This window comes from Vibrio sp. TRT 29B02 (assembly GCF_050113655.1).
Taxonomy (GTDB): Bacteria; Pseudomonadota; Gammaproteobacteria; order Enterobacterales; family Vibrionaceae; genus Vibrio.
Map to the genome: position 1 here is coordinate 71,388 of NZ_JBNJOJ010000002.1, position 17,266 is coordinate 88,653.

The window sequence follows — 17,266 nt, forward strand, 5'->3', positions numbered from 1 at the left end:
CTAATTGAGTTAAGCACAGACACATGAAGTTAAACCGCATAATTTTACTGCCTCTGCTACTGGCTTCTGCAAGTAGTATCGCCTCAGACAGATCGACCCTTTCATTCTCTATCGACAACGATGGTATCTTCGGTGTCGACCAAGACTACACCAACGGTCTGTTTCTGAGCTACACGACAGGGGGCATTACGCCTTATCCTATCTTCAGCCCTTTGAGTCTCTCTTTCTGGGGCGGTGCTTCACTCGACAAGTTTGAATTCACCCTTGGTCATAAGATGTACACGCCTTCGGATATTGAAGCGACAGCGCCTATGGTCAATGACCGACCGTACGCAGGATTTCTGCACACTGAGTTCAACTATATTAGTTTGCACCCTCAACAAGCTCAGCGTTTTAACCTCACACTCGGTACCACTGGCGAGAGCTCTCTGGCCGATCAAGCACAAGATATCGTTCACGGCATCACCGGCTCAGATCAACCAAGAGGTTGGACATATCAGGTTGACGATAAATTCGTTGGTAGCGTTGGGTATCTGTCGCACTTCAACTTATGGCGTCAGCGCGCAATTGCCAATACAGACTTCGAAATTTCCAATGTCTCTGAAGTCAATGCAGGTAACTTCCGCAGTGATGTTTCCACAGGATTTATGTTCCGTTGGGGCTCAGATTTAGGCGGAAACATGGGGGCGGCAAACATTGACAACGAGAACCCATTCCGTGCCGGTATGATTGGTGGTTCACAGGGTGGCTGGTTTGTCTTCACTGGTATCGAAGCACGCTACCGATTCAATGACATTACGATTGAAGGCGAGCGTTCAGGTGTGACTGAATACGCGGTTAAAAACGGTCAGAATCCGAGTATCTACGACGTTACACTGGAAAACAATCAAGCAACAGCAGTCGCAGGCTTCGCTTGGTATAACCAAAGTTTCGGCGCGAGCTTAACTGCAACCGCGAAAACTCCCGATTACAAAGAGGCGCCGGAATCGATATACGGAACCGGCGCCCTATCACTCTACGCGTTCTTCTAAACGCGATTAGATCGTAAACTTGAGGCAGTCTTGATTGAGGCTGCCTGATCGCTCTTCAACAACCCCACTGACTTTTCTTAGCTGATCGTTATTTTGTTCAAGCTCTTTCATCGCCGCTGAGATTTGCGTCATGTTATCCGCCATCGACTGACTGGTTGTGGCCAACTCTCTAATTGAAGCAAAAATAACTTCCGTTTGATGCGACGCCTCGTTGGTTTTGTCAGTGATCATTTTCAGTGCGTTCATGGCTTCCTGACCTCGCTCACGACCTGCGATCATTGAGGATTCAGACTGACCTATGTATTGAATCACTTCCGCACTCTCTTTCTTCATCGTGTCAATGGTGCCTGAAATTTCAGAGACCGCATCAACCGTTCGCACAGCCAGACTACGCACCTCATCCGCAACAACGGCAAACCCTCGCCCTTGTTCCCCTGCCCTCGCAGCCTCAATCGCCGCATTAAGCGCCAGTAGATTGGTTTGTTCGGCAATGCCATTGATGATATCCATCACTGAGTCAACTTTTGCTGACGCCTCTTCCAACTGCTGAATGTGTCCGGCAGCCGCCGTCATTATGGCACCTACTTCTTCAATCGAACCTATCGCAGCGCTGATAACCTTAGCGCCTTCTTCCGCTGCATCGGTTGAAGATCGGCTAATATCCGCAACAAACTCAAGTGAGTTGGAGACTTCTTGGGTGGTCACGCTCACCTCTTCAGTCGCCGAAGCCAGCAATTGAGTCTGACCGAGCACCTCAGACTGGTGATGCGCAAGCAGGTCTAATCCTTGATTAAGTTCAGCAGCGTTGCCCGATAGCGCCAAACTGCTGCTTTGAACGCCTGAAACCAGTTCACCCAAATTCGTACAGCTCTGGTTGATGCTTGATGCTAACTGATTAAATTCATCGTTGGGGTTCTTGGAAAGAATCATTCGCTGGGAAAAGTCGCCCTTAGAAACGCTATTGAGTATCTCTTTGGTACGATTCAATGAGCGTGACATAGACGCACTCTGCATGGCAAAAATTGCAATGGTAAAGATCGCTAACACAACACACGCAACCAAAATAGACCACAAGGTTTGTGTCGACGTCGTTTCTGCTACGTTTTGATAACGAGCACCAATGCCGCCCAGCTCATTGGTAATCTCACCAATCAAACGTGTCATTTTGGCTTTTGCAGCATCAAGCTGCTTCTCAACCGAGCCAAGCTGTTGAGATAACTCACTCACTCTCACAAAAGCCTGTTTGTACTGTTCAATTTCTTTTTCATAAAGATCAAGCATCGCGTAAACATTGGACATGCTTTCGAAGCTCGCCATTGCTCGATTGAACAATTTCAAATTATCTTCAGAGGGTTGCAATAAGTAGTTTTGTTGCGCTTTTACCATCGCCTGAAAATCAGAGTTAAGCGTCACCATGCCGGTTTCTGCGATTTTTTGTTCGATGATGGTCGCAGTCTGCTTCATCTGCCCCAGCTTGCCTTCGTCAATATTGAATCCCAACTCTTGCTTCAATGTTAACCAAGGCGTAACGGCACTTTTAAAGTCCATGACACTTTGGGTTAATTCATCACCTTGTGATACCAGCCCAACTTGTTTGAGGAACTTGGCGTTATCGCTGATTGCCATAACGATATCTTCAATACGGGTCTTGGTCGTTGCAACCTTGTCACCCGTCATGCTATCCAGTGTTCCACCAAGCGTAAGAATACGACTTTGGGTCTGATAAATGGCCAGAGACCCCGAACCAATATCTGCACTGCTTTGATATTGACTCTTCATTTTCGACAATCTTTCTGAAGTAAAAAAGGCTAGAAAAGCGAATCCGATCGTTAAAACAATCAAAAACAGTGTGACTTTCTGTTTTTGAGAGAGTGCAAGCATATCCATATAAAATCCCTTAACATCAAACAGATGTAAAATACTTTGCCTGACTGTTGTTATTAGTTGTTATTGATTTAATTGTTACCAATAACATTTTTATAACATAAATCTTAGCAAAGAAACGGTTTTTTTCTTATTTCAGCTTTTCTTGTTAGCTAGGTTCGGAAAACCTATTTTATCCCTACCATTTGTAATAAAATAACGGCCAAATTACTAATACGAGATGAGCTCATGTCAACAATCGGTCGTATTCATTCTTTTGAATCTTGCGGAACAGTAGATGGACCAGGAATTCGTTTTATCGTTTTTCTGCAAGGTTGCTTAATGCGTTGTATGTACTGTCACAACCGCGACACTTGGGATACTCACGACGGTAAAGAAGTGACCGTTGAGGAGATCATCAACGAGGCGAAGTCATACCGACACTTTATGAATGCTTCCGGCGGTGGTGTGACCTGTTCAGGTGGCGAAGCCATGCTACAACCTGAATTCGTGCGAGATTTCTTCCGCGCTGCCAAAGCAGAGGGTATCCACACTTGTCTCGATACCAATGGTTATATCCGCAAACATACTGAAGTTATTGATGAAGTGTTGGATGCGACTGACTTGGTTATGCTTGACCTTAAGCATATGAAAGATGAAATCCATCATGACTTCATCGGCGTATCTAACAAACGTACATTAGATTTTGCCCGCTACCTGCATAAAATTGGACAGAAAACGTGGATTCGCTATGTAGTGGTTCCTGGTTATACCGATGACGAAGAAGCCGCACATATGCTGGGCGATTTCATTAAAGATATGGACAACATCGAAAAGGTTGAGTTACTGCCGTATCACAAACTTGGCGCTCATAAATGGGAAGCCCTTGGTATTGAATACCCGTTGGAAGGAACTAACCCTCCTTCAAAAGAGACGATGGACAAGATAGTATCAATCCTTGAGCAGTATCACTCAAACGTTAAATACTGATACCACTCGTTAAGAAATTCGTAAAAAATACCAACCTTACATATGGTTGGTATTTTTTTTTGAGGTTTCCGTGGCGCTGAATCAACTGTTTGCTCTTTCGCTAGTACTGTTTTCCTGCTTTTTTGTCTGGAGAGATGTCGTGCAAGTATTAGTGCCGAAGCTAACTAGCGAACGAACCTTTCAGCACGTCACGTTCGGCGTTGTGTTTGCTTTTTACCTTCTTTGGTCTGCCGACGCAGGAATAAAAGAAGGTCTCTCTATTCATTTTCTCGGACTGACCGTTCTGACTCTAATGTATGGCTGGCGCAGTGCCTACGCAATCTCTATGGTCGTTTGTGCATTAATGGCGCTGTTTGGCGAACTATCCTTTTACCAGCTACCACAGTTCATACTGTTGTCTTGTTTACTTCCAATTCTTATTAGCTATCTATTATTTCTGGCTAGTTACCGTTTCCTCCCGCGTAACATTTTTGTGTTTATCTTTATCGCTGGCTTTCTCAATGGATGCGTGACTGGCACAGCCCATCTACTCATCAATGCCTATTATCTGCTTGCAGTAACTGACTATGATTGGGGCACGATTTACGATAACTACCTCGTGTTTACCCCTCTGCTCGCTTTTCCTGAAGGTCTACTTAATGGGATGACTGTGACGATGTTGACGGTTTTCAAACCAGAACTATTGCGCGTCTTCTCGGATAGAGACTATATCTATAATCACTATCACCAAGACAAGTAAAAAATCTTACTCAATCTTTGTACTTTTGATATTAAATATGTGTTGAGATCATGTTTCAGTTAATCTGGAACAGATAACCTAAGCACATTAAAAATGTATTAGATTATTTTAGTGAGGCCACCATGGAAATGACCAACGCTCAACGTTTGATCCTATCGAATCAGTACTATTTGATGTCACAAATGGATCCTGAAAACGCAGCTAAATATCAACGTTTGCAAACGATAGTGGAACGTGGATACGAGCTACAAATGCGCGAACTCAATAAGGACTTTGGCTGTTTGGTTGACGCAGAGTGTCGCGAAATTATCGACATCATGGAAATGTACCATGCGATGCAAGAATCAAACAAAATGCTCTCTGAAGATGAGCAAAAGCTTGTTGACCAGCGTCGTCTAACTTTCTTAGGTTTTGATGCAGCATCGGAAGCACAGTTGGTTAACTACGTTCGCTTCCTAGTTGATTCTGAAGGGCTATACCCTCAGTTCAGCAAGGGAGAACATCATTTTAACGCGCAAATGCCTATGCTGGACAAATACCGTCGAATGCTAAACACCTGGCGCAACTGCCCTCGTCAGTACCACTTGTGTGCAAATGAACTAAAGCAAATCTTTAACGCTTGATTTAAAAAGGGCCGTTGCTAAGCAACGGCCCTTTCTACATGTGATTGAGATACCCCTTAGAACACGTAGGCAACCCCAATATTCGCAGAGGTAGTGACTCCGCTCTCTATCAATGGACTACCCTCTATGTCCCCCTCTATATTGGTGTAACGTACACCGCCAGAGATTCGAATACTCGGTGTAAGATGAAAGTAACCACTCGCGCCGATAAATATCTGTCCATCCCAATCTGCATCAAATTCCGTCAATCCTGATCGCGTAGCCTCAGCAGAACTCACGCCGTACAGGTGATTATTGAGACGACTACTGTTGTATGCATAACCAAGCGAAGGGGTGATTCCCCAGCCCCCTCTTCGGATCGGTAATCGCCAAGCCGTTTCGGCGTAGACTCCATTGTGTCTATTTGCGATATCACTTCCCACGGTCGCTTCAAACATACCGATAAGCGTTATCGCTTGATAGCTTACACCACCTAACACTGTCGCTTTTCGTTCATCCACTAGCCTGATGTTGGGATCATTTGAATCTTCTGGCTTGAGCGTTCTCGGGTCATACGCAGCGCGGAACACAATATTGTGAGGCGAACCTACTGGGAACAGTCGATAGCCAGCGGTAAATCCACGTAAAAAAAGGTGCTCTCCTTCGTAACCAATAAGTGGAATCACCGTCTGGTTTGACGGTGTATCTTTGTAGACAGCGGGAGAGTAAGAAGCGGCGACTCCCAATGACCACTGAGAAATCTTTGCCTCGGCAGGTAAAGTGGTTATTGCAACAATGATACAAAAGCTTTTTAGCCACGTTGTTTTTTGCATAGTAGTCAAACTTTATATTGATAAAACAAATTGGAATCAAATTATATAGAATACCATCCCAATAACAACCTTTGTGAGCAAAAAGTCATCAGGCGACGTATAAATAAAAGAGAGCTTGATTGTCATTCGGAGATAAATTTACCCGCCAAACATTACGCGCATCATTTATTTCCTTGCTAAATAGTTAATTTATCAACATTAGCTGATTAGTGGTCTGACAACTAGCCTGTGGTCACAAATTGCAATTAAACACATATTTTTTAAGCAAAATTCTAAAAACCAACTAGGATTAATAAAGAAAGGATTTGCTTTTCTATGCGGGTTTATTGTCAGGTTTGACAGGTTCAGAGGGGAATTCACCATGAGTATTTTCGACCATTTCCAAGCACGCTACGAAGCCTCCAAGGATGAGGAACTATCGCTACAAGACTTTCTAAGCCTTTGCAAAGACGATAAAAGTGCTTACGCCAATGCAGCAGAACGATTATTGATGGCCATCGGTGAGCCACAAGTCATTGATACTGCGCAGAATCCTCAACTCAGTCGTATTTTCTCGAATAGGGTCATTTCACGTTACGAGACCTTTAAAGATTTCTACGGTATGGAAGATGCCATTGAGCAAATCGTTTCCTACCTAAAACATGCTGCTCAAGGCTTGGAAGAACGTAAACAGATTTTGTACTTACTCGGTCCTGTAGGTGGTGGTAAATCATCACTGGCCGAAAAACTAAAATCATTAATGCAGCAAATGCCGATTTACGTACTTTCCGCTAACGGTGTGCGCAGCCCTGTCAATGACCATCCGTTCTGTTTATTCGATGTCACCGAGGATGGCGAATTACTTAAACAAGAGTATGGCATTGAGAAGCGTTATGTCCGCTCGATTATGTCACCTTGGGCAGCGAAGCGTTTGCACGAATTTGGCGGCGACATTTCTAAGTTCAAAGTGGTTAAAGTGAGACCGTCGATTTTAGATCAGCGCGCCATCGCGAAAACCGAACCTGGCGACGAAAACAACCAAGATATTTCATCTTTGGTGGGTAAAGTCGATATCCGCCAGTTAGAGCACTTCTCTCAAGATGACCCTGATGCTTATAGCTACTCAGGTGCACTGTGTCGTGCTAACCAAGGCCTGATGGAATTTGTCGAGATGTTCAAAGCACCAATCAAGGTGCTACACCCTCTTTTAACCGCGACTCAAGAAGGAAACTACAACGGTACCGAGGGGCTTTCCGCATTACCATTTGACGGCATGATACTCGCTCACTCAAACGAATCCGAGTGGCAAACATTCCGTAATAACAAAAACAATGAAGCATTCCTTGACCGTGTTTACATCGTTAAAGTGCCTTACTGTCTGCGTGTATCGGAAGAGGTCAAGATTTACCAAAAACTTCTCGATCACTCTGAGTTGTCGAAAGCGCCTTGTTCACCGAGTACTCTCGAACTGCTATCCCAATTCAGTATTCTGTCGCGTCTAAAAGAGCCTGAAAACTCGTCCATCTTCTCTAAGATGCGCGTTTATGATGGTGAAACTCTTAAAGACACCGATCCAAAAGCGAAAAGTTACCAAGAATACCGCGATTTCGCAGGTGTCGATGAAGGCATGTCAGGTCTTTCAACCCGTTTCGCCTTTAAAATTCTATCGCGCGTCTTTAACTTCGATCAGACCGAAGTGGCGGCAAACCCCGTTCACCTCTTCTATGTAATCGAGCAACAGATCGAGCGTGAACAGTTCCCTCAAGAGACGGCAGAGCGATACCTCGAGTTCTTAAAAGGTTATCTAGTGCCACGTTACGTCGAGTTTATCGGTAAAGAGATTCAGACCGCTTACTTAGAGTCTTACTCCGAATACGGACAAAACATCTTCGATCGATATGTCACTTACGCCGATTTCTGGATTCAAGACCAAGAGTATCGCGATCCAGAGACAGGGCAATTATTTGATCGATCAGCATTGAACAATGAGCTAGAAAAAATCGAGAAAACAGCCGGCATTAGTAATCCAAAAGATTTCCGAAATGAAATCGTTAACTTCGTGCTTCGTGCACGAGCAAACAATAACGGTACCAATCCAGTTTGGACGAGTTACGAAAAACTTCGCACTGTGATTGAGAAAAAAATGTTCTCTAATACCGAGGAACTGTTACCAGTTATCTCCTTTAACACTAAAACCTCTTCTGATGATCAGAAGAAACACGATGATTTTGTCGCCCGTATGATGGAAAAGGGCTACACAGAGAAGCAAGTTCGCTTGCTATCTGAATGGTATCTACGCGTACGTAAATCATCATAGCAGCAGTGTTTTAGCCCGTACTTCACCTGCCAGTCTATTTTATTCTGGCAGGTGTAAGGTGCAAGATTGATCCAGCCCTCGTTGCAGGGCTTGTATGAGATAAGGGGTGACTCATGGCGCAATTTATTGACCGACGACTGAACGGCAAAAATAAAAGTGCTGTAAACCGCCAGCGCTTTTTGCGCCGCCATAAAGATCAGATTAAAGAGTCTGTGGCGGATGCAGTAAATCGCCGTTCAATCACCAACACCGAAACTGGTGAAGATGTCGCTATTCCGCACAAGGACATCAAAGAGCCTGTATTTCATCAAGGCAAAGGCGGCCTAAAAGAACGCGTGCATCCGGGTAATGACCAATTTATCACCGGGGACAAAATTGAACGCCCTAAAGGGGGTGGACAAGGGGGCGGTTCCGGAGAGGGTGATGCCAGCGCGGACGGCGAAGGCCAAGATGATTTTGTTTTCCAGATTTCTAAAGATGAATACTTAGACATCCTATTTGAAGATCTTGAACTGCCAAACTTAGAAAAAAATCAGATTAATAAAATCACAGAATGGAAAACCCACCGTGCCGGTTATCAAACGGCTGGGGTTCCCGCCAATATCGCGGTGGTCAAATCTCTACAGCAATCTCTCGCGCGACGCACCGCCATGACAGCAGGCAAAAAAAGGATGCTACGTGAGTTAGAGGAAGAGCTCGACCGCGTAAAAATGTCTGAGCCAGCTCAGATGCTCGAAGAACAGCGTATACAGAACGAAATCAAAGATCTGCGTCGTCGAATTGAAACTGTGCCCTTCATCGATACCTTCGACTTACGCTTTAAAAACTACGAACGCCGCCCTATTCCTTCAAGTCAGGCTGTGATGTTCTGCCTGATGGACGTGTCCGGCTCAATGGACCAAGCGACGAAAGACATCGCGAAACGTTTTTATGTCTTGCTCTATCTCTTTTTAACGCGCACATATGAAAACGTCGATGTGGTGTTTATACGCCATCATACTCAGGCTAAAGAGGTCGACGAACATGAGTTTTTCTATTCCCAAGAAACCGGGGGAACCATTGTTTCAAGTGCATTAAAACTGATGAATGAAATTGTCGCTGAACGCTACCCTGTTGGTGAATGGAATATCTATGCTGCGCAGGCTTCAGACGGTGATAATTGGGCCGATGACTCACCGCGTTGTCGCGAACTACTGACCAAACATTTACTGCCACACTGCCAGTATTATTCTTATATCGAAATTACTCGTCGTTCACATCAAACCTTGTGGCATGAGTACGAAAAACTCGAAGGGAGCTTCCCTAACTTTGCGATGAAAAATATTCGCAGCGTAGAGGACATTTTCCCAGTGTTTAGAGAGCTTTTCAGAAAAGAGACTGCTTAGGGAGGCCGTATGACAACAAAAACTAAAAAGCCAACGAAAAGCAAAGCATTGCCGGACGGTCCAGACTGGACGTTCGATTTGCTTGAGCAATACCATGTTGAAATTAAGCGAGTGGCTGACCACTACAAGCTTGACGCCTACCCTAACCAGATCGAAGTGATCACTTCAGAACAGATGATGGATGCCTACTCAAGCATTGGTATGCCCATCAACTATAATCACTGGTCATTTGGTAAGAAATTTATTCAAACCGAGCAAGGCTATAAACATGGCCAAATGGGCCTTGCTTACGAAATCGTCATTAATTCAAACCCCTGTATCGCCTATTTGATGGAAGAAAATACCGTCACTATGCAGGCTTTGGTCATGGCACACGCCTGCTATGGTCACAACTCGTTTTTCAAAGGAAATTACTTATTCCAGACTTGGACGGACGCAAGTTCTATCATCGATTATCTGTTGTTCGCTAAGAACTACATCGCTGAGTGTGAGCAAAAATATGGAGTTAAGGAAGTCGAAGCGCTGTTGGATTCCTGTCATGCGCTGATGAACTTCGGTGTTGACCGCTACAAGCGCCCTGAGAAAATTTCCATCGCGGAAGAGAAGTCTCGCCAAGAAGAGCGCGAAGCCTACCTACAATCTCAAGTCAACGACTTGTGGCGTACCGTTCCTAAATCAAAGGTAGAACCTGACAACGAAAAGGCGCGTTTCCCCTCTGAGCCTCAGGAAAACATCCTGTACTTCATAGAGAAACACGCGCCACTCCTTGAGTCGTGGCAACGTGAAATCGTGCGCATTGTGCGTAAGATCAGTCAGTACTTCTACCCACAGAAACAAACCCAAGTGATGAATGAAGGGTGGGCAACATTTTGGCACTATACGATCCTCAATCATCTCTATGACGAAGGATTAGTCACCGACCGTTTTATTCTTGAGTTCTTGCATAGTCATACCGGTGTCGTCGCACAACCGCCATACAATAGCCCCTATTTCAGTGGTATTAACCCCTACGCACTCGGATTCGCTATGTTCCGCGACATCCGTAGAATTTGCGAAGAGCCGACCGATGAAGATCGCGAGTGGTTCCCAGATCTTGCCGGAACAGATTGGCTAGAAGCGGTTCACTTTGCGATGAAAAACTTTAAAGATGAAAGCTTTATTAGTCAGTATCTTTCACCAAAGTTGATGCGCGACTTTAAGCTTTTTGCCATCGTCGATGATGACCGAAAAAATTATATCGAGGTGAGCGCCATTCATAATGACAGTGGTTATCAAGCCATAAGAGAAAAGCTCGCCGCTCAGTACAATCTGTCTAACCTGGAACCCAATATTCAGGTATTTAACGTAGATGTTCGTGGCGATCGTTCACTCACTCTACAATACGTTCCACACGATCGTATCCCTTTAGATGACAGCTATGAGGAAGTGTTAAAACACTTGTACCGTTTGTGGGGATTTGACGTCAGACTGGAGGAACTAAAAGACAGTGGTCGCAGAGAGATACTAGGCGCTTGTCCAAAACGAAATGATTATGACGCGAAAATATAGATGTTAAAAAAGGCCCCTCGGGCCTTTTCTTTTATCGGTTAGCGATGATTTTTCTCACCACTTCAAGATCTTCTGGTGTATCTACACCCGCAGATGGCGCGTCTTTAGCAACTTCCACATGGATTTTTTCACCATACCAAAGCACTCGTAGCTGCTCTAAACACTCAATTTTCTCAAGCACGGTAGGTTGCCAATTGATGTAAGTATTGATAAATCCAGCACGGTAAGCATAGATACCAATATGACGCATTAAAGGTTGCGCGATACTCTTTGAGTCATTAGCAAAATTGTCACGATCCCATGGAATCGTTGCACGGCTAAAGTACATCGCATACCCGTCTTTATCCGTCACCACTTTTACCGCGTTTGGATTGAACACTTCCGACTCATGGTCGATTTCTACCGCTAGCGTCGCCATTGGTGCTTCACTACTGGCTAAGTTGCGTGCAACTTGAGCGATAATACTTGGTGGGATTAATGGCTCATCACCCTGAACATTGACAATAATGTGATCGTCAGGAATTGCCATTTTTTCAACGACTTCAGCAAGACGCTCTGTACCCGATTCATGGTCTGGCGAAGTCATGCATACTTCACCACCAAACGCTTTAACAACGTGCTCAACGCGGCTATCGTCTGTCGCGACAATCACCTTATCTGCACCAGCTTGGATCGCTTGCTCATACACCCATTGAATCATCGGCTTACCGCCAATGTCTGCCAGAGGTTTACCTGGCAGGCGCGTCGATTGATAACGTGCTGGGATAACAACCGTAAATGACATTATCTGCCCTCGTCCATTGAGATATTGCGTGCTTCTGGTTCAAGAAGCACAGGGATTCCCTCTTTGATCGGATAGGCTAAACGATCCAGTTTACACACTAACTCTTGCTTTTCCTTATCGAACGCAAGCTTACCTTTACATACCGGACAGGCAACAATCTCAAGCAGACGGTGATCCATATTTTTCCTTAACCTCTTTAATCATATTTAAAATACGCGCTTCATCACTTGGACTAAACACTGCGCTAACGGGCAGATACCACCAATTATCTTTCGCGTAGCTCGCGCATTTTACTGCATCTTTCTCCGTCATAATCAGATGTTTGCCTTTATTGGCAAGTTGCTCTAATTCTGACGGTTCAAAATCTTTATGGTCAGCAAAACCCAGTTGGTAGGTAGGCTTTGCTCCTAAACTTTCTAACGTCTTAAAAAACCTTGGTGGATGACCGATTCCTGCCATTGCGACTAACTGCTCTCGAATAGTAGAAATATTCGCTCGTTGACCCGTTTTTAAGTTTATCACTTGGTCTGGTTTAAGCGTCATGGCCGCTTCGCCTTGTAACGCTTTACCACCATTCGTGATGATGAGGTCGACTTCAGCCAAACGTGCGACGGATTCTCTTAATGGCCCCAAAGGCAGTAGTGACTCATTGCCAAATCGCCTAACGCCATCCACTACCACGATTTCAATGTCTCTCTCAAGAGCGTAATGCTGCAAACCATCATCAGTAATGATGATATCGACACCCATAGGAAGCAAGGCGTTTACCGCTTCACTGCGTTTGGGGGAGACGGCAACCGGCGCTCCGGTTCGCTTAGAAATCAACTTCGGCTCATCACCACAATGTTGAGTTGGGGTATCATCGCCAACAACCAATGGGTATGAGGGCGCTTTTGCACCATAGCCACGAGAAACCACACCTGGCTTATAACCTAACGCTTGTAGTTGTTCCACCAACCAAATCACGACCGGAGTTTTACCATTTCCCCCTGCCGTAATGTTGCCAACCACGACCACAGGCACAGGAGCTCGGTAGCTTGGTTTAACATTAGACTGATATTTGATGCGACGGGAACGGCTTATAACCCCAAACAACTGGCTTAATGGCCACAAAAGTGGCCATAGGAGATATTTGACGGGGTGGTTTTCGAACCAGATTTTCTCAATCAAGATTACGCACCAAACTGAATACGATGCAGTTGCGCGTAAGCACCGTTTTTCTCGATTAAGTCTTGATGACTACCACGTTCAACAATCTCACCTTCATCAACAACGAGAATTTCATCTGCGCTTTCGATCGTAGACAGTCGGTGGGCGATAACCAATACCGTTTTATCTTTTTGCAGTTCATCAAGCGCAGACTGGATAGCCTTCTCAGACTCGGTATCCAACGCTGACGTTGCCTCATCTAGAATCAGTACTGGCGCATCACGTAACAATGCTCGGGCGATCGCGATACGCTGACGTTGACCACCCGATAGGCTGGCACCATTTTCACCAATAACCGTATCTAAGCCATCATCCATTTTGTCAATAAAGTCCATCGCATAAGCCAATTTGGCTGCGTGCTCTATCTGTTCACGGCTGTATTTCTCTGTTGCCGCATAGGCGATGTTATTGGCAATAGTGTCGTTAAACAGGTGTACGTTTTGCGAAACTAACGCGAAGTGTGAACGCAGATTACTAAGTTGATAATCACGAATATCATGCTCATCGAGGCAGATGCTACCAGAGTCAACATCGTAGAAACGGGTAAACAGGCTTGCGATAGTACTCTTGCCTGAACCTGAACGACCGACCAAGGCGACCGTTTTTCCTCGAGGAATTTTAAAGCTGACATCGACTAACGCAGGTTTTTCTTTGCCTTCGTAAGTAAAGGTGACTTCCTTCACTTCAATATCACCGCGGGCACGCTCAACCTGATATTTGCCATTATCTTGCTCGGTTTCAAGATCCATTAATGCAAATAAGGTCTGGCTGGCTGCCATACCACGTTGAAATTCAGACGTTACGTTTGTCAGTGCTTTGAGAGGACGCATCAGACCAAACATAGCAGAAAAGACTACGGTAAATGTGCCTGGAGTCAGGTCAGAGCGAATAGATTCGACACTTGCAAGAAACAGGACAACAACAAGTGCAATTGAAGCGATAAGCTGTATCACTGGGTTCGCGATGGCTTGAGCGGCGACTAACTTCATCGACTGCTGGCGCATCTGATTACTTACAGCATCAAAGCGCTCGCTTTCGATTTTCTGACCACCATAGCTCAATACGACTTTGTGACCTTTGAGCATCTGTTCAGCTGACGAAGTGACATGTCCCATTGCATCCTGCATATTCTTTGAGATCTTACGGAAACGCTTCGAAACGACACCAATACCCCAAGCCACCAGCGGAGCAACAACAAATAGCACCAGTGACAACTGCCAACTGTTCCAGAACATCAGTACCAAGAGACCAATAATACTCGCACCTTCACGAACAATACTGACCAATGCACGGCTAGTTGCACCGGCTACTTGTTCAGAGTCGTAGGTAATTCGAGAAAGAAGACCACCAGCCGACTCTTTATCAAAGTAGGTCACGGGCATGTGCATAAACTGATTGAAGATCGCACGTCTCATCTCCATCACCACATTGCCAGAAACCCAGCTCAGGCAGTAGGTCGAGACAAAGCCACTTAGACCGCGTATCACCATCATGCCAAAAATGATCAGTGGCAATATGCGTAAGAAATTAGATTCTGCGTTACCAAAACCTTCATCTAGAAGGGGTTTAAGCAGAGAGACCATGTAAGTATCAGCAACCGCATTAATGACCAATGCGACAACGGCAACCGCTAGACCTGCCTTGTATTGGCGAATATAAGTCCACAAGCGTTTAAAGGTTTGCCAAGTAGTTTCGTCTTGATTCAGAGACATAGAAATGCTTATTTTTCTTTTACAATATTGCGGTTATTCTACTCCCTTACGCAGCATCTGCCTATACCAAGTCCCCCCTTTCAACCACCTAAGTGCGCTTGTCTGGGTGTGATTTGGATAAAATTCGACCGTAATTTGACCATCATTGGCGGTATCTAGCCATGTTGCGCCTGCATTTTCATATCGGTGGACAACTTGCTGACTAGGCAAATTCCACCGTCCCTTTTTGCCGACAGAGGCAATCGCTATGTCCGCTGACACCGCATTGATAAACGGCAAAGTCGAAGAGGTAATGCTGCCATGATGAGGGACAACAATAATATCCGCGTTAAGATTGTCGACCTGACGTAGCAACAACCATTCGGTTACCGAAACAATATCCCCCGTAAGCAGCACACTTTGCCCTTGTATTGTATGCGTCAGCCTCACTACACAAGAGTGAGCATTAAAGGCACGCTCGACACTCTTTGGCGGCCACAGTGCTTCAATTTCGATCTCTTGCCATTGCCACTTGTTCCCAGCGATGCATTCTTGTCCAGCAGCAAGTCGTTGACTACTGATGAGGTTTTCCGGTTGCCAAGAACCTTGTATTTCCATCCAACCACCAGCATGGTCATTATCGAAATGGCTGAGAATCAAAAAATCGACGTTCTCAATACCACTATACCTGATATGAGGAGAGACAATTTGCTCGGCAAAACTTGAGTTGTTCCAGGCCGCTCCCGTATCGTAAATAAGCACACTCTGCCCTTGTTGCACCACAATAGCTAGCCCGTGGCCAACATCCAAAGCGGTCAACTTCCATGTTGGCGCTGGCGACCAATCGGTGACACCCAAGGTAATAACACCGAATACTAGCAGACGGTTTCGCCGCCTTACTAGAATGATCACAGGCGCTACCACCACCGTCACCATTATCCACTTTAGCTGTGTATTTGATAGGTCCAGCCATCCCCAATGAGCGTTAGCAATCATCCAACTCACAGGGAAAAGGCTGCCATCGACTGCCCACCATAGCCATGACGTGCTATCTGCCAACAACGAGCCTAGCAAAGCGAGAAAGGCCAAAGGCATCACGACAAAACTAAACCAAGGCACAAACAACAGGTTATAAATCACCGAACCAATACTGAGTCCCTGATATAGGTAAACCACTAATGGTGCCATAGCAATGACAAGCAGCAACTGGAGTCTCAATAAACCCTCGAGCCAGCTTAGCTTCTCCCTTATCAGAGAACGATTTAGCATGATAATGGCGACAGCATACATAGACATCCACAAGCTCCGACTTAACACTGAGAATGGTTCCATCGCGACCAGAAAAGCGAATACAAGAAGCCAACGATAACTGCTGGGCAAACTACCCGCTCGATAGTGCGTCACACTCACTAAACAGCACATCAACCAAGCACGTTGAGTGGGAATAGAGAAACCCGCTAACCACGCGTAGCACCATGCAAGCAGCAACCCCAAAAAAACCGGGGTCCAGCGTAACGCAGCGCTCACTCGCATCGCTACCAGCCCAAGTGACCAACCAAAAGTAAATACAATCGCGATATGAAGGCCAGAGATTGAAATCAGGTGACTTAAACCACTTTGTTTAAGTTGCTGCCAGGTTTGAGCAGAAATCTCATCACGTACACCAAAGATCACGGCTAAGATCATGCCTCTAAATTCGCGGCTAGCTAGATGGCGCCTGACTTTGTCTAGCAGCCGAGTTCTTAGTGATTCACGGGTGATGGCATAGTAGCTGCGCTTACTGTTTATCGACAGTGACGCCACTATCGATTGCTCAAGCGCGTATTTCTCAGCATCAAACCCAACTGAGTTCATCAGTCCATAAATTGCACTCACTTTTACACTGGCTGAAATCACATCTCTCGGTTTTAGCTTGATCGGCCCCTTTAACCTCACTTTCGGGCACGCTAAACTGGTCAAAGCTTGGCCATTGATTGATCTAACTATAACTATGCCTTGAAAGCCGTAGTTTATTGGTTTAAAAAGGCTGTCAACATCAGCAATTATGGTAATATCCTGACCTGCTTGAAAAAGCATCTCTGTTTGATATCGCAGTAAGTTGCCGTGCAATAGGATGACGACACACGCTAAGGCTATTCCTGAACAATATCTGGCTTTTCTATACTTGAAGGAAGCAAGCAACACAGCCAGAGGAAGCAGCAGATAATGCCAACTGGGCATGCTGAACCAGTAAGGGCTAGTCGTGATTAACAAAGAGAACGAAATTAGCGTCCAATAATTTAAGTAGAGAGTCAT

Annotated in this window: 14 protein-coding genes; 7 read left to right on the forward strand and 7 right to left on the reverse strand. The window is 45.3% G+C overall.

The window, feature by feature from the left end; genetic code table 11:
• Positions 1 to 23 precede the first annotated feature (23 nt).
• Positions 24 to 1,031, forward strand: coding sequence for a lipid A deacylase LpxR family protein (locus ACQEXT_RS01610; protein WP_426950339.1), 1,008 nt, complete (start codon positions 24 to 26; stop codon positions 1,029 to 1,031).
• 6 nt (positions 1,032 to 1,037) lie between these two features.
• Here ACQEXT_RS01610 and ACQEXT_RS01615 read toward each other — a convergent pair whose 3' ends face one another.
• Positions 1,038 to 2,918 carry a methyl-accepting chemotaxis protein gene (locus ACQEXT_RS01615; RefSeq protein ID WP_426950340.1) on the reverse strand — a complete coding sequence of 627 codons (1,881 nt, stop codon included), beginning with the start codon at positions 2,916 to 2,918 and terminating at the stop codon, positions 1,038 to 1,040.
• A 225-nt stretch (positions 2,919 to 3,143) separates the two neighbouring features.
• Here ACQEXT_RS01615 and pflA point away from each other — a divergent pair, with 225 nt between their 5' ends.
• From pflA to ACQEXT_RS01630, 3 genes are all read left to right on the forward strand, one after another.
• Complete coding sequence (pflA, locus tag ACQEXT_RS01620; protein WP_138973308.1) at positions 3,144 to 3,884, forward strand: pyruvate formate lyase 1-activating protein; 741 nt, start codon at positions 3,144 to 3,146, stop codon at positions 3,882 to 3,884.
• Between the two features lie 70 nt (positions 3,885 to 3,954).
• Positions 3,955 to 4,623 (forward strand): energy-coupling factor ABC transporter permease, encoded by a 669-nt coding sequence (locus ACQEXT_RS01625; protein WP_426950341.1) that lies wholly within the window; start codon positions 3,955 to 3,957, stop codon positions 4,621 to 4,623.
• A gap of 122 nt (positions 4,624 to 4,745) precedes the next feature.
• Complete coding sequence (locus tag ACQEXT_RS01630; RefSeq protein ID WP_138973310.1) at positions 4,746 to 5,246, forward strand: YfbU family protein; 501 nt, start codon at positions 4,746 to 4,748, stop codon at positions 5,244 to 5,246.
• 56 nt (positions 5,247 to 5,302) lie between these two features.
• Here the strand turns inward: ACQEXT_RS01630 and ACQEXT_RS01635 are convergent, their stop codons facing one another.
• Complete coding sequence (locus ACQEXT_RS01635) at positions 5,303 to 6,058, reverse strand: MipA/OmpV family protein (RefSeq protein ID WP_426950343.1); 756 nt, start codon at positions 6,056 to 6,058, stop codon at positions 5,303 to 5,305.
• Positions 6,059 to 6,419: 361 nt separating this feature from the next.
• On the opposite strand from ACQEXT_RS01635, the gene ACQEXT_RS01640 reads away from it, so the two are divergent.
• The 3 genes from ACQEXT_RS01640 to ACQEXT_RS01650 all read left to right on the forward strand — a co-directional run bounded on the left by ACQEXT_RS01640 (position 6,420) and on the right by ACQEXT_RS01650 (position 11,287).
• On the forward strand, positions 6,420 to 8,354 hold the full coding sequence (locus ACQEXT_RS01640) for a PrkA family serine protein kinase (RefSeq protein ID WP_138973311.1): 1,935 nt from the start codon (positions 6,420 to 6,422) through the stop codon (positions 8,352 to 8,354).
• A gap of 113 nt (positions 8,355 to 8,467) precedes the next feature.
• Positions 8,468 to 9,739 (forward strand): YeaH/YhbH family protein, encoded by a 1,272-nt coding sequence (locus ACQEXT_RS01645; protein WP_331417077.1) that lies wholly within the window; start codon positions 8,468 to 8,470, stop codon positions 9,737 to 9,739.
• Positions 9,740 to 9,748: 9 nt separating this feature from the next.
• On the forward strand, positions 9,749 to 11,287 hold the full coding sequence (locus tag ACQEXT_RS01650; RefSeq protein ID WP_138973313.1) for a SpoVR family protein: 1,539 nt from the start codon (positions 9,749 to 9,751) through the stop codon (positions 11,285 to 11,287).
• A 31-nt stretch (positions 11,288 to 11,318) separates the two neighbouring features.
• On the opposite strand, the gene kdsB is transcribed toward ACQEXT_RS01650, so the two are convergent.
• From kdsB to ACQEXT_RS01675, 5 genes are read right to left on the reverse strand one after another with little or no spacing between them, the layout of a single operon-like run.
• A complete protein-coding gene (gene kdsB / locus ACQEXT_RS01655) occupies positions 11,319 to 12,071 on the reverse strand; it encodes a 3-deoxy-manno-octulosonate cytidylyltransferase (protein ID WP_426950344.1) in 753 nt (250 codons plus the stop codon).
• Positions 12,071 to 12,250, reverse strand: a complete 180-nt coding sequence (locus ACQEXT_RS01660) for a Trm112 family protein (RefSeq protein WP_138973315.1) — start codon at positions 12,248 to 12,250, stop codon at positions 12,071 to 12,073. The genes kdsB and ACQEXT_RS01660 overlap by 1 nt, the downstream gene beginning before the upstream one ends.
• Positions 12,231 to 13,241: a tetraacyldisaccharide 4'-kinase gene (lpxK, locus tag ACQEXT_RS01665; protein WP_426950345.1), complete on the reverse strand. Its 1,011-nt coding sequence runs from the start codon at positions 13,239 to 13,241 to the stop codon at positions 12,231 to 12,233. The genes ACQEXT_RS01660 and lpxK overlap by 20 nt, the downstream gene beginning before the upstream one ends.
• A gap of 2 nt (positions 13,242 to 13,243) precedes the next feature.
• Entirely contained in the window at positions 13,244 to 14,992 is a 1,749-nt protein-coding gene (gene msbA / locus ACQEXT_RS01670; protein ID WP_426950346.1) for a lipid A ABC transporter ATP-binding protein/permease MsbA, read from the reverse strand.
• A gap of 33 nt (positions 14,993 to 15,025) precedes the next feature.
• The gene (locus ACQEXT_RS01675) at positions 15,026 to 17,266 is read right to left on the reverse strand and encodes a DNA internalization-related competence protein ComEC/Rec2 (RefSeq protein WP_426950347.1); all 2,241 of its coding nucleotides are present in this window, start codon (positions 17,264 to 17,266) and stop codon (positions 15,026 to 15,028) included.